The following is a 12,717-nucleotide window of genomic DNA, read 5'->3' on the forward strand; positions in this document are numbered from 1 at the left end:
GTCATCCGCGCACGCGGACTGAGCAAGCGTTTCGGCGCATTGCTCGCTGTCGATGGCGTCGACCTTACTGTCTCGCGTTCCAGCGTGTACGGCTTCTTGGGCCCGAACGGCTCCGGCAAGTCCACCACCATCCGCATGCTATGCGGCCTGTTGACTCCCAGCGCCGGCGAAATCGAAGTGCTGGGGTTGAGAATCCCCGAACAGGCCGAGGAACTGCGCAAGCGCATCGGCTATATGACCCAGAAATTCTCGTTATACGAAGACCTCACCGTGCGCGAAAATCTGGAGTTCCTCGCCACGGTGCAAGGCTTGTCGCGGGAACGGCGCCGGGTGCGCATCGACGAATTGCTGGCTGCCTACAATCTGGCCGATCGTGCCAAGCAACTCGCCGGCACTATGAGCGGCGGGCAGAAGCAACGGCTTGCGCTCGCCGGCGCCACCGTCCACAACCCGGAGTTGCTGTTCCTCGATGAGCCGACCAGCGCAGTCGATCCGGAGTCCCGTCGCGATTTCTGGGAAAAACTCTTCGACCTGGCCGACGCCGGCACCACCATCCTGGTTTCCACGCACTACATGGACGAAGCCGAACGCTGCCATCGTATCGCCATCCTGGACACGGGTCGCTTGGTCGCGGATGGCACACCGGCCGAACTGACACAGGGACTGGCCGGACGCACGGTGGGTGTGCGCGCGAGCGAGCCGCGCAAGGCGCAGGCCGCCCTGCACGACGCCCAAGGCGTGATCAGCGTGGCCCAGATCGGCAACGAACTGCGGGTGCTTACCGATGCCGGAACGGATACGGAACTGCGCCTGCGCGAGTTCCTGCGCTCCAGGGGTATGGAGGCGGAAGTGACGCCCATCGATCCGAACCTGGAAGATGTCTTCGTCTCCGCCACCCAGTCCGAACGTAAGGCGCGCGCCGCATGAAAGCGCGCCAGATATTCGCGGTGATGGTCAAGGAGCTGCGGCAGATGGCGCGCGACAAGATGACCGTGGCGATGATGCTCGGCATCCCGACCCTGCAACTGCTGCTGTTCGGCTATGCCATCAACCTGGACGTGCGCAATCTGCCGGCGGCAGTCGCCGACTTGTCCGGCACCAGCGGATCGCGCGCGCTGACGCAGGATCTGTTCGCCACGGGCGTGATCCGGCCGGTGGCGGGCGTGCGCACGCCGCAGGAACTGCAAACCCTGCTGCGCAAGGGCGATATCAAGATCGGCATCGTTATTCCGGCGGATTTCGAGCGCCGCAAGATCGAAGGGCGCGAGGCGATGCAGGTGATCGTCGACGGTAGCGACACGTCGGTGCAATCGACCGCACGCCAACTGGCGCAGATGCCGCTGGATGGTCGCGGCCAGAACGCTCTGCAGGGACAAATCAGCGTACTGCCCTTGTACAACCCCGAGCGACGTTCGGCGGTGAACGTGGTGCCCGGCTTGATAGGCGTCATCCTGACCATGACCCTGGTGATGTTCACGGCCATGGCCATCGTGCGCGAGAAAGAACGTGGCAATCTGGAACTGCTGATCACCACGCCCGTCTCCAGCGGCGAACTGATGGTCGGCAAGGTGCTTCCCTACATCGGCGTCGGCCTGGTGCAGACCACGGTGGTGCTGCTGCTGGGCGTGCTGCTATTCAAGGTACCCATCAATGGCAGCCTATGGGGCGTGTATGGCGCGGCGATGCTGCTGATCGTCGCCAACCTGACCTTGGGTTTGCTGGTCTCCACACGCGCGCAGACGCAATTCCAAGCCATGCAGATGGCGTTCTTCCTGTTCTTGCCGTCGATCCTGCTCTCGGGCTTCATGTTTCCGTTCGACGGCATGCCGAAGGCCGCGCAGTGGATCGCCGAAGTGCTGCCGCTGACCCACTTCGTGCGCCTGATACGTGGAGTGGTGCTGCGTGGCGCGAACCTGTTCGAACTCTGGCCGGACGTGCTGGCTTTGCTCGCTTTCACCACGGTGATGATGTCGTTGGCGATTATGCGGTTCCGCAAGCGTTTGGATTGATGCAGCCGTTTTGCGACGACAACGCGAGTCTGGCTCCCTTCGTCCAACCATGGCCCGCGATCAGAGCATCCGATGCATGACGTAGACATCAGTAGGCCCGTACGCGGCGTGGCGGAAAGCGCCAGGTATGCGGCCGACGATCTCGAAGCCATGGCGTTGCCAGAGGCGCACTGCACCCTCGTTGGTGCTGACGACGAAATTGAACTGCATCGCCTGGAAACCCGAGCTTCGAGCTTCGTCCAGCGAGTGCTCGCACATCGCCGAGGCGATGCCTTGGCCTCTTGCGTGCGGCGACACCATGTAGCCGGCGTTGGCGACATGATCGCCGAGCCCGGGTTGGTTGGGCCTGAGCATATACATGCCGAGGATTTCGCTGCTGCTCTCGGCGATGAAACAGCGAGATGGCGGAGTAGTCCACATCGCCCGTGCCTGTTCCATGCGCATGTCGGGCGGATAACTGTAGGTGTCGCCGGCCGCGATCACTTTCTGGAAAATGGGCCAGGCACCCGAAAATTCGTCCGCGCCTATTTCGCGAATCGAAAGCGCATCGCTCATGGCGCGATCACGCGATGCCGGAATCGGTCAGCTCGATCCGTCCCCGCAACGAATTCGCCATCGCCTCGGTGACCACCACATCCACGAACTGTCCGATCAATCGGGCATTGCCGGGAAAGTTCACATAGCGCATGTTTTCCGTGCGTCCCGTCAGTTCCGACTTGTCGCGGGTACTGTGCCGTTCCACCAGCACGCGCTGCACGCTGCCGAGCATGGATTGCGAGATGCGGGTCGAGTTGGCGTTGACGGCCGCCTGCAGCCGCGCCAGGCGTTCGTGCTTCACCGCATCCGCAGTGTCGTCTTCCAGATCCGCTGCAGGCGTGCCCGGCCTGCGCGAGTAGATGAACGAGTAGGACTGGTCGAAGCCCACGTCCTCGATCAGCTTCATGGTCTTGTCGAAATCGGCATCGGTTTCGCCGGGGAAACCGACGATGAAATCCGAGGAGATGGAAATATCCGGACGCACCGCGCGCAGCTTGCGGATCTTCTGTTTGAACTCCAGTGTGGTGTAGCCGCGTTTCATCGCCGCCAGGATGCGGTCGCTGCCGGCCTGCACGGGCAGGTGCAGGTAGTTGGCCAGCTGCGGCACGTCGCGATACGCCTCGATCAGCGAGTCGGAGAACTCGAGCGGATGCGAAGTGGTGAAGCGGATGCGGTCGATGCCCTCGATCTCGGCCATGGTGCGGATCAGCAGGCCCAGGTCGGCGAAAAGCGCTTCTCCGTTCGAGCCGTCGCCGTAGGGACCGCGGTACGCATTGACGTTCTGGCCCAGCAGGTTGATCTCGCGCACGCCTTGCGCGGCGAGCTGTGCGATTTCGACCAGCACGTCCTCGAACGGCCGGCTCACTTCCTCGCCGCGGGTATAGGGCACCACGCAGAAGCTGCAGTACTTGCTGCAGCCTTCCATGATAGAGACGAACGCGCTGGGGCCTTCGGCTCGAGGTTCGGGCAGGCGGTCGAACTTTTCGATCTCAGGGAAGCTGATGTCCACCTGCGGCTTGCCGGAAGCGCGGCGTTCGCGGATCAGCTCGGGCAGCCGGTGCAGGGTCTGCGGTCCGAACACCAGATCCACGTAAGGCGCGCGCTTGACGATGGCGGCGCCTTCCTGCGAGGCCACGCAGCCGCCGACGCCGATCAGCACCGGCTTGCCGTCCTTCTTCAACGACTTCCAGCGGCCCAGCTGGCTGAACACCTTTTCCTGCGCCTTCTCGCGGATCGAGCAGGTGTTAATCAGGATGACGTCGGCTTCTTCGGGGTTGTCGGTCAGCTCCAGACCATCGGAATCGGCCAGCACATCGGCCATCTTGGACGAGTCGTACTCGTTCATCTGGCAACCGTGGGTCTTGATGAACAACTTTCCCCGTGCAGGCAAGCCTGCACTCGGCTGGCCTTCGGCTGGGCTTCCCGCTGAAGGGGGAGGCAGGGCGGTACCGTCCGCAGTAGACGGGGAGGGGGAGGCGATCCCGGGCATGGTGGGTAATCCAGGCGGGTTGGCGGAAGAGGCGCACAGTTTAACGGCCGGTATGGTCCCTGGCCGTCGTTTCTTGTAGAAACCCGCCACAAACCGACCCGTGCAATGAGATGTGGGTCACCCTCCGCTTCCTGGGGAAATCCTTTTGTCGGACAAGGACTTGGCAACCGGTCATGAAGTTGGGACACTCCCGGGCATGAAGGGGGCTTCTCAGAATTATGCGCTGTCGTTGCTGGCGGCTCTGTTGGCGTTGACCGCATTGCCGGCTAGCGCGGGCACCCTGTACAAGTGCACCGGCGCCGATGGCGTACCCAACTACGTCAGCAAGCGTGTCGGCGGTGCGAGCTGCGAGGTGATCAGCCGGTATACGCCGGACAGCCGATCCAGCAGCGCGTCGGTTTCGCGGCCCGTCAGCAGCGTGTCGGTGCCTGCCACTCCGACGACCGCGTTGGGCGCAGCCAGTTCGGGCGCCATGATCACCAGGCCTGAGTCGACCGTCGCTGGCGCCATCGTCCCCGCTGCATTGCCGGTAGCCTCTAAGCCTGCTCTTGCTTCCGGCAACACCCGACGCGTGGTCAGCGGGCAGGTGTATTCCTACATCAAGGATGGTGTGCGCCACTACACCAGCGCACGGCCCAAGGGCGCTGGCGTCGTGGCTAGCGTGCGCACCATCAAATACAGCTTCATCGAAACCTGTTTTGCCTGCGCTGCCAATCCCGGGGTCAATTTCGGTACCTTGCGTCTGAACACCATCTCCTACGACGCCGAGATCAAGGCCGCCGCCCGCGATTACGGTGTGGACGAAGCTATCGTGCGCGCCATCATTCACGCCGAATCCTCGTTCAATCCGATGGCGCTTTCGCATGCCGGCGCGCAGGGCCTGATGCAGCTGATGCCGGCCACGGCGCGCCGTTTCGGCGTCACCGACTCGTACGACGCCAGCCAGAATATTCGCGGTGGCGTGCAATATCTGGCCTGGTTGCTGAAGCGGTTCAACGGCGATCTCACTCTCGCCGCCGCCGGTTACAACGCGGGCGAGGGGGCGGTGGATCGCCACGGCGGCGTACCGCCGTACCAGGAAACCCAGCGCTACGTGGCGCGAGTGGGCGTGCTGGCCGATCGTTACCGCGGGTCCATCGGCGCACGTTGAACCGCTGTAGGTCCTGCGGCGCTTTCAAGTCATTGATTTTCCGGCCAACGTTGTCGGCTGATTAAGGCTTCCGTTACAATTTCCCGTCTTTTGCGGCCGCGCCGGGGTTATGGCGTCGGCTTTGGCAGCCTTACGCTACCTATTTGAAAGTTTCGGAGTGCCGGATGGCCAATGATGGGGTCAATGAGCCTGTGAATACGGGCCGACGCCGGTTCCTGACCGCAACCACGGCTGTGGTTGGTGCGGTCGGTGCCGGTTTTGTAGCAGTACCGTTCATCAAGTCGTGGAACCCGAGTGCGCAGGCCAAGCTGGCCGGCGCCCCGGTAACCGCCGATCTGACCGGCTTGCAGGAAGGCCAGCGCCTGGTCCTGGAATGGCGTGGTCAGCCGATCTGGATCGTCAAACGCTCCAAGGCGATTCTGGAAGCGTTGCCGACCCTCGATAGCCGCCTGCGCGATCCTGAGTCGACCAACAAGGACCAGCAGCCCGAATACGTGTTGAAGGGCAACCCGGAGTTCCGTTCGGTCAAACCGGAGATTTCCGTGCTGGTCGGCCTATGCACGCACCTGGGTTGTTCGCCGGAAATGGTCGCCGAGATCAAGCCCGAGCCGTACGATCCCGAGTGGAAAGGCGGCTACTTTTGCCCCTGCCACAAGTCGCGCTTCGATATGTCGGGGCGCGTCTTCCAGGGCGTTCCCGCGCCCATCAACCTGCTGGTGCCGCCGCACTACTATCAGGACGACAACACAATCGTTGTTGGCCTCGATCCGAAGGGAACTGCGTAAGTCATGGCGAAGAACATCCTCCTCCGCACCGCAGACGGCGTCTGGGACTGGTTCACCGCGCGCGCGCCGGGCTTCATGCCCGTGTATCGCAAGCACATGACCGAGTATTACGCGCCGAAAAACTTCAATTTCTGGTACTACATGGGCTCGCTGGCCCTGTTGGTGCTGGTCAACCAGATCGTTACCGGCATCTTCCTGACGATGCACTTCAAGCCGGCCGCGGCCGAAGCGTTTTCGTCGGTCGAATACATCATGCGCGACGTCGAATGGGGCTGGCTGATCCGCTACATGCACAGCACCGGCGCCTCGCTGTTCTTCATCGTGGTCTATCTGCACATGTTCCGCGGCCTGATCTATGGCAGCTACCAGAAGCCGCGCGAGCTGGTGTGGATCCTGGGCATGCTGATCTATCTGGTGCTGATGGCCGAAGCCTTCATGGGCTACGTGCTGCCGTGGGGCCAGATGTCGTTCTGGGGCGCCAAGGTCATCATCTCGCTGTTCGGCGCGATTCCGGTGATCGGCAACGGCCTGACCGAATGGATCATGGGCGATTACCTGCCCGGCGACGCCACCCTCAACCGCTTCTTCGCCCTGCACGTGATCGCGTTGCCACTGGTGCTGCTGCTGCTGGTGGTGCTGCACCTGGGCGCGTTGCATGAAGTGGGTTCCAACAATCCCGATGGCGTCGACATCAAGTACGGCCCCAAGGGCAACCGCTGGGATGCGACCAAGCCGGCCGACGGAATCCCGTTCCATCCGTACTACACGGTCAAGGACCTGGTCGGCGTGGGCTTCCTGCTGATCATCGCCGCGTTCATCATCTTCTTCGCACCGGCGTTCGGCGGCTGGTTCCTGGAGCACGACAATTTCACCGAGGCCAACCGTTTGGTCACGCCGGAACACATCAAGCCGGTCTGGTACTACACCCCGTACTACGCGATGTTGCGGGTCATTCCTCACAAGCTGAGCGGCGTGCTGGTGATGTTCGCGGCGATCGCGGTGCTGTTCTTCGTGCCCTGGCTGGATAGAGCCAAGGTGAAGTCGGTGCGCTACCGCGGCTGGATTTCCAAAGTCGCTCTGGGCGTGCTCGCCATCTGCTTCGTATGGCTGGGCAAGATCGGCGCCGGTCCGGGTACCGATCCGGTCGAGACCATCATCGGCCGCGTGCTGACCTTCCTCTATTTCGCTTTCTTCATCACCATGCCGCTATGGACCAAGCTAGACAAGACCAAGCCAGTGCCGGAACGGGTGACGACGCATGACTAAGAACCCGTTCTCCAACCTGTTTTTTCCGCGGAATCTCGCATCGCGTCTGGCCGTGTTCACCGGTGGACTGTTGCTATCGCTGTCGGTGTTCGCTTCCGAAGGCGGCAACACCCTGCAGGCCGGCAACGACCTCAGCGATCGCGCTTCGCTGCAGCGTGGCGCGCAGCTGTACATGAACTACTGCTCCGGCTGCCACTCGCTCAAATACCTGCGCTATTCGCGCATGGCCGAAGACCTGGGGCTGAGCGAAGAAGAGGTGATGACCAACCTCAACTTCACCGGCGCCAAGTTCGGCGAGCAGATCAAGGTATCGATGCCGCACGACCCGGCCACCAAGTGGTTCGGCAAGATGCCGCCCGACCTGAGCCTGATTGCGCGGGTCCGCGGCAGCGACTGGATTTATACCTATCTGAAGTCGTTCTACCTGGACGAAAGCCGTCCGCTGGGCTGGAATAACAAGCTGTTCCCGAATGCGTCCATGCCCAATCCGCTGTGGCGGATGCAAGGCCTGCAGCATGCCGAAATGAGCAAGCCGGACGCCATCGGCGAGCGCCATGTCGAGGCATTGAAGGTGACTCAGCCGGGCACGCAGACCGCGGCCCAGTTCGACCAGACCGCGCGCGACATCACCAACTTCCTCGAGTACGCCGGCGAACCTGCCGCCCTCAAACGCCAGAGCATGGGCGTGTGGGTGGTCTTGTTCCTGGTGGCGCTCACCTTCCTGGCCTTCCTGCTCAAGCAGGAATACTGGAAAGACGTGCACTAAGCGTATTTTTCCGCCGGCCCGCGCTTGTCCGCGCGGGTCACGGGGCAGGCCGGAGAGCAGGCCTGGCGGAGAAATACGTACTCGGGGCCGTGGCGACTGTCAGCAGAGGGCTGGCGGCGTCGATGCGACCGGCGGTTCCGGTCGTCGGAGAGCCTGATGGCTGCGAGTCCGCGTATGCGAAATACCTTGACGTTGTTTTCTTCCACCGATGACGTGCTGTGCCACCGCGTGCGGTTGGTGCTGGCCGCCAAAGGCGTGACCTACGACCTGGTCCCGGTGGACGCGCAGAACCCGCCCGAAGATCTGATCGACCTCAACCCCTACCATTCCGTGCCCACCCTGGTGGAGCGCGATCTGGTGCTGTACGCCGCCTCGGTGGTCAGCGAATACCTGGACGAACGCTATCCGCATCCGCCGCTGATGCCGGTGGACCCGCTTTCCCGTGCGCGCCTGCGTCTGGCCATGCTGCGCATCGAGCACGACTGGGTGCCGCAAGTGCAGGCCATCCAACTGGGCAACAAGGCCCAGGCCGAGGCCGGCCGCAAGCGTCTGAAGGAACTGCTCACCGCGTCGGTGCCGCTGTTCAAGGCCAGCAAATTCTTCCTCAATCCGGAAATGAGCCTGGCCGACTGCGCCATGGCGCCGATCATCTGGCGCCTGCCGTCGCTGGACATCCCGCTGCCCAAGGACGGCAAGTCCATCGAGGATTACGGCAACCGGATCTTCCGTAATCCGGGATTCCTACGCAGCCTGACCGACCAGGAAAAACGCCTGCGCGAGATTCCGGCGTAAGCTTCTGCGCGTCAGGTCCCGTACGCTTCCGGCGCGCTAGAGTATTCGCATGACCGATGAAACACCGCGTATGACCAGCCATCGCCCGTACCTGTTGCGAGCGTTGTCCCAGTGGATTGCCGACAACGACATGACCCCGCATCTGTTGGTCGACGCGACCCAGCCGGGCGTGCAGGTTCCACCCAGCGCGGTCAAGGAAGGCAAGGTGGTATTGAACATCGCCGAGCGCGCGGTGGTTCGGCTGCAGATAGACAACAGTTCGGTCAGCTTCAGCGCGCGCTTCGGTGGCGTCAGTTATCCGGTGCTGGTGCCTATTTCGGCGGTGCTGGCCATCTATGCGCGCGAAACCGGGCAGGGCATGGCCTTGCCGGACGACATCGCAGGGGCGACTGGTCCTGAGGGCGACGATGAACCGCCTTCGCCGACGACTCCGGCCGAAGACGCGCCGGCGGCTGGCAAGCGTCCGCATCTACGCGTGGTGAAGTAACGCTCCTGCGGTCGCGATCAATGTAGATTGATCGGCGTGGCCGAGGGTTTCGCCGGTCCGATGAACGACACCAGTTTCTCGCCGCGTAATACCATCCTGCCGATATGGCGGTCGACGCCATCGTAGGAATACTCGAAGCGGAAACTGCGCTCGAAGCCCAGGCGCCCGTTCTCGTTACGGCGCACTCTTATCCCCGCTGCGTGCACGGACTCGTCCAGCCACATGACTTGCGCCGCGGCGCACGCATCGCGGCCCAGTTGTTTGGCGTGTTCCGCAGCGGCACGCGCCGCATTCCAATAAGTGAAAACGGCGGCGCCGGCGATCATCAGCAGGATGAGTGAAGGCACGGGCGATCAGCGCGGCGCAGGGCCGAGTTTCAACGATAGGTCGATGGCATGGACGTGCTTGGTCAGTCCACCGACGGAAATGCAATCCACGCCGTCCTCGGCGATGCTCCGCACCGTTTCCAGGCTGACACCGCCGGAGACCTCCAGCGGTATTCTGCCGTCGGCGATGCGTACCGCTTCGCGGCGCGTGGCGGCATCGAAGTCGTCGATCAGGATGCGGTCGCAGCCCGCCTCCAGCGCTTCCTCAAGCTGCGCCAGGTTTTCGACTTCCACCACCAACGGCAACGCCGGTTGCGCCACGCGCGCGGCCCGCACTGCCGCAGTCAGCGAGCCCGCGGCGCGGATGTGGTTTTCCTTCAGCATCACCGTGTCGAACAGGCCAATGCGATGGTTGCTGCCGCCTCCGCAGCGCACCGCGTATTTCTGGGCAAGGCGCAGGCCGGGAAGCGTCTTGCGCGTATCCAGGATCTTCGCCCGCGTGCCGCGTACCGCCGCTACGTAAGCCGCCGTCGTGGTCGCCGTGCCGGAGAGGGTCTGCATGAAATTCAGGCTCGCGCGCTCGCCACTGACCAACGCGCGAGCGCGGCCGGACAGGGTGGCCAGCACAGTGCCGGCATGGACGCGTTCGCCTTCCTGCACGCGCCATTCGATCGCTACTTCAGAGTCCAGCGCACGATGGCAGGCATCGAACCAAGGGCGTCCCGAGACCACGGCCTCTTCCTTGCACAACAGATAGGCGATGTCGGCCACGTCCGGCAGCAGCGCAGCGGTCACGTCGCCGCTGCCCAGGTCTTCGGCCAGTGCGCGCGCTACGTCCTCGGCAATGACCTCTGCCGGCGGCGGAGAGAAATCCTGCGGCATCAGGCGGGGAAGCCTTCGATCTGCGCGGTGGCGATGGCTTCCTCGGCCAGCAGCACCGGAATGCCGTCGTCGACGCGGTAGACCGTCTTGCGGTCGCGGGTCAGCAAGGCTTCGCGCAGCGGCTCGGTTTGCACGGTGTCGTCGGCGCGCTTGACCCCTCCGGCGCCGATGGCACGGTTCAACGCTTCCAGGGCTTGCGAGTCGAGCAGGGCCAGCGACTGGCGCGTGGTGGGGCAGCACAGGATATCGAGCAATTTGCGGTCCATTCGTCCGTAGTCAAGCGGGAAGATGCCCTAGAATAAGCCTTTGCGACCGCAGGCAGTGAACGCCTGTTTCACTACTTCTGAGAGGACGGCATGACCGCCACAGTTCCCAGCCCGTTGGTCGGCATAGTGATGGGCTCCCGTTCCGACTGGGAAACCATGCAGCATGCCGCGCAGAAACTCGATGCGCTGGGCGTGCCTTATGAAGTGAAAGTGGTTTCCGCGCACCGCACGCCCGACGTGCTGTTTTCGTATGCCGAGGCAGCGGCGTCGCGTGGGTTGCGCGCGATAGTGGCGGGCGCCGGCGGCGCAGCGCATTTGCCGGGCATGCTGGCAGCCAAGACCGCGGTTCCGGTGCTGGGCGTGCCGGTGCAGTCGAAGGCGCTCAATGGAATGGATTCACTGCTATCGATTGTGCAAATGCCGGCGGGCATTCCCGTGGCCACCTTCGCGATCGGCAATGCTGGGGCCTCCAACGCCGCTTTGTTCGCGGCTGCGTTGCTGGCGCCGCAGTACCCCGACATCGCCAATGCGCTGGAGGCGTTCCGCAGCAGGCAGAGCGATGAAGTAACCGCGAACGATGATCCGCGGCTTCCCGTCTCAAGTTCCGGACCGTCGGCGTAATGACCACCGTCGGAATACTGGGAGGCGGGCAACTGGCCCGCATGCTCGCACTTTCCGGCGCGCCGCTGGGCCTGCGCTTCCTGGTCATGGATACCGAAGCGGACGCCTGCGCGGGCCAATTCGCACCGCTGCTGGTGGGCGACTACCGCGATGAAGCGGCATTGGCCGAATTCGCCTCCAGGGTGGATGTGGCCACTTTCGACTTCGAGAATGTGCCGGCGGAAAGCGCCGAATGGCTGGCGACGCGCGTGCCGGTGTTCCCCAATCCGCGCGCGCTCTCCGTGGCCCAGGATCGGCTGGTGGAAAAGAATCTGTTCCGTAGCCTGGGCATCCCGGTCGGCGAATACGCCGCGGTGTCCACGCGCGACGGATTGGAGGAGGAAGTCTCGCGTATCGGCGGCCCATGCATCCTCAAGACGCGGCGCTTGGGCTATGACGGCAAGGGCCAGTTCCGCATCAAGTCGGCAGGCGACATCGAGGCGGCCTGGCAGGCGCTGGGTGCGCAGGCGGACGCGCAGGCAGAAGCGGTGGGACTGATCGTCGAAGCCTTCATCCCCTTCCAACGCGAGTTGTCGGTGGTGGCCGTACGCGGCCGCGACGGCGAATTCCGCACCTGGCCTTTGACCGAGAATTGGCATGTGGACGGGGTGTTGTCCGCCAGCCTGGCGCCGGCCACCATCGACGACGGACTCGCGCAGCTCGCTTACGGTTACGCCAATCAACTGGCTGAAGCGTTGGATTACGTGGGAGTGTTCGCGCTCGAACTATTCTGCAAAGACGGGCAATGGCTGGCCAATGAAATGGCGCCGCGCGTGCATAACTCCGGGCATTGGACCATCGAAGGCGCGGAGACTTCGCAGTTCGAGAACCATCTGCGTGCCGTGCTCGGTCTGCCGCTCGGCGACACGCGCATGCTCGGTCATGCGTGCATGCTCAACTGGATCGGCGAGCTGCCTGATCGCAATGTCGTGTTGGCCGAACCCGCTGGCCACTGGCACGACTACGGTAAGTTGCCGCGCAGCGGGCGCAAGGTGGGGCACACAACCTTGCGCGAAGACTCCGCGATTGCGCTGGCCGAGGCGTTGCAGCGCGTGGGCGCGACGCTCGGCCGTGAATCGCAGGTCGCCTCGCCCGTCGGCCGACTCGCCGACTAAAGCCCCTCTCCCATCGGGAGAGGGGTTGGGGTGAGGGTACGGCGAAGCCCGAATAATTCCGACCTAAAAAGCCGCCGAATCGTAGGCCGGTGTGCTATGCCCCCGACGCACACAGCGTTTCCTATCGTCACGCGCGTCGGCCGCGTAGGGCCGACCTACGACAAGCTGTTGCGCGAAAAACGGTTCG

At 63.4% G+C, this 12,717-nt stretch carries 15 protein-coding genes; 10 read left to right on the forward strand and 5 right to left on the reverse strand.

All coding sequences use genetic code 11. The annotated features are described in order from the left end of the window. The first annotated feature begins 3 nt into the window (after positions 1-3). Complete coding sequence (locus tag AC1DTQ_RS14865; RefSeq protein ID WP_477850630.1) at positions 4-927, forward strand: ABC transporter ATP-binding protein; 924 nt, start codon at positions 4-6, stop codon at positions 925-927. Then, positions 924-2,009, forward strand: a complete 1,086-nt coding sequence (locus AC1DTQ_RS14870; protein WP_477850554.1) for an ABC transporter permease — start codon at positions 924-926, stop codon at positions 2,007-2,009. The genes AC1DTQ_RS14865 and AC1DTQ_RS14870 overlap by 4 nt, the downstream gene beginning before the upstream one ends. A gap of 60 nt (positions 2,010-2,069) precedes the next feature. Here the strand turns inward: AC1DTQ_RS14870 and AC1DTQ_RS14875 are convergent, their stop codons facing one another. Both AC1DTQ_RS14875 and miaB read right to left on the reverse strand, forming a co-directional pair. Then, positions 2,070-2,564: an N-acetyltransferase family protein gene (locus AC1DTQ_RS14875; protein WP_477850555.1), complete on the reverse strand. Its 495-nt coding sequence runs from the start codon at positions 2,562-2,564 to the stop codon at positions 2,070-2,072. Between the two features lie 7 nt (positions 2,565-2,571). Then, positions 2,572-4,035: a tRNA (N6-isopentenyl adenosine(37)-C2)-methylthiotransferase MiaB gene (gene miaB, locus AC1DTQ_RS14880; protein WP_477850556.1), complete on the reverse strand. Its 1,464-nt coding sequence runs from the start codon at positions 4,033-4,035 to the stop codon at positions 2,572-2,574. 196 nt (positions 4,036-4,231) lie between these two features. Here miaB and AC1DTQ_RS14885 point away from each other — a divergent pair, with 196 nt between their 5' ends. The 6 genes from AC1DTQ_RS14885 to AC1DTQ_RS14910 all read left to right on the forward strand — a co-directional run bounded on the left by AC1DTQ_RS14885 (position 4,232) and on the right by AC1DTQ_RS14910 (position 9,281). Next, complete coding sequence (locus AC1DTQ_RS14885; protein ID WP_477850557.1) at positions 4,232-5,185, forward strand: lytic transglycosylase domain-containing protein; 954 nt, start codon at positions 4,232-4,234, stop codon at positions 5,183-5,185. Between the two features lie 164 nt (positions 5,186-5,349). Then, positions 5,350-5,970, forward strand: coding sequence for a ubiquinol-cytochrome c reductase iron-sulfur subunit (gene petA, locus AC1DTQ_RS14890; RefSeq protein WP_477850559.1), 621 nt, complete (start codon positions 5,350-5,352; stop codon positions 5,968-5,970). Positions 5,971-5,973: 3 nt separating this feature from the next. Further along, positions 5,974-7,236 carry a cytochrome b gene (locus AC1DTQ_RS14895; protein ID WP_477850560.1) on the forward strand — a complete coding sequence of 421 codons (1,263 nt, stop codon included), beginning with the start codon at positions 5,974-5,976 and terminating at the stop codon, positions 7,234-7,236. Further along, positions 7,229-8,002, forward strand: coding sequence for a cytochrome c1 (locus tag AC1DTQ_RS14900; RefSeq protein WP_477850562.1), 774 nt, complete (start codon positions 7,229-7,231; stop codon positions 8,000-8,002). The genes AC1DTQ_RS14895 and AC1DTQ_RS14900 overlap by 8 nt, the downstream gene beginning before the upstream one ends. A 156-nt stretch (positions 8,003-8,158) precedes the next feature. Beyond that, complete coding sequence (locus AC1DTQ_RS14905) at positions 8,159-8,794, forward strand: glutathione S-transferase N-terminal domain-containing protein (RefSeq protein WP_093281783.1); 636 nt, start codon at positions 8,159-8,161, stop codon at positions 8,792-8,794. Positions 8,795-8,843: 49 nt separating this feature from the next. After that, positions 8,844-9,281, forward strand: coding sequence for a ClpXP protease specificity-enhancing factor (locus AC1DTQ_RS14910; protein WP_477850563.1), 438 nt, complete (start codon positions 8,844-8,846; stop codon positions 9,279-9,281). A gap of 17 nt (positions 9,282-9,298) precedes the next feature. Here the strand turns inward: AC1DTQ_RS14910 and AC1DTQ_RS14915 are convergent, their stop codons facing one another. The 3 genes from AC1DTQ_RS14915 to AC1DTQ_RS14925 are packed head-to-tail and all read right to left on the reverse strand — an operon-like array spanning position 9,299 to position 10,755. Further along, on the reverse strand, positions 9,299-9,628 hold the full coding sequence (locus tag AC1DTQ_RS14915) for a DUF3301 domain-containing protein (protein ID WP_477850564.1): 330 nt from the start codon (positions 9,626-9,628) through the stop codon (positions 9,299-9,301). A gap of 6 nt (positions 9,629-9,634) precedes the next feature. Then, on the reverse strand, positions 9,635-10,489 hold the full coding sequence (gene nadC / locus AC1DTQ_RS14920; RefSeq protein ID WP_477850565.1) for a carboxylating nicotinate-nucleotide diphosphorylase: 855 nt from the start codon (positions 10,487-10,489) through the stop codon (positions 9,635-9,637). After that, positions 10,489-10,755, reverse strand: a complete 267-nt coding sequence (locus AC1DTQ_RS14925; RefSeq protein WP_477850566.1) for a Trm112 family protein — start codon at positions 10,753-10,755, stop codon at positions 10,489-10,491. Before AC1DTQ_RS14925 ends, nadC begins: the two co-directional genes overlap by 1 nt. 90 nt (positions 10,756-10,845) lie before the next feature. On the opposite strand from AC1DTQ_RS14925, the gene purE reads away from it, so the two are divergent. Both purE and AC1DTQ_RS14935 read left to right on the forward strand, forming a co-directional pair. Further along, entirely contained in the window at positions 10,846-11,376 is a 531-nt protein-coding gene (gene purE, locus AC1DTQ_RS14930) for a 5-(carboxyamino)imidazole ribonucleotide mutase (RefSeq protein ID WP_477850567.1), read from the forward strand. Beyond that, positions 11,376-12,530, forward strand: a complete 1,155-nt coding sequence (locus AC1DTQ_RS14935) for a 5-(carboxyamino)imidazole ribonucleotide synthase (protein ID WP_477850568.1) — start codon at positions 11,376-11,378, stop codon at positions 12,528-12,530. Before purE ends, AC1DTQ_RS14935 begins: the two co-directional genes overlap by 1 nt. Positions 12,531-12,717: the final 187 nt, after the last annotated feature.

It is taken from the genome of Pseudoxanthomonas sp. P4_B2 (assembly GCF_056402315.1).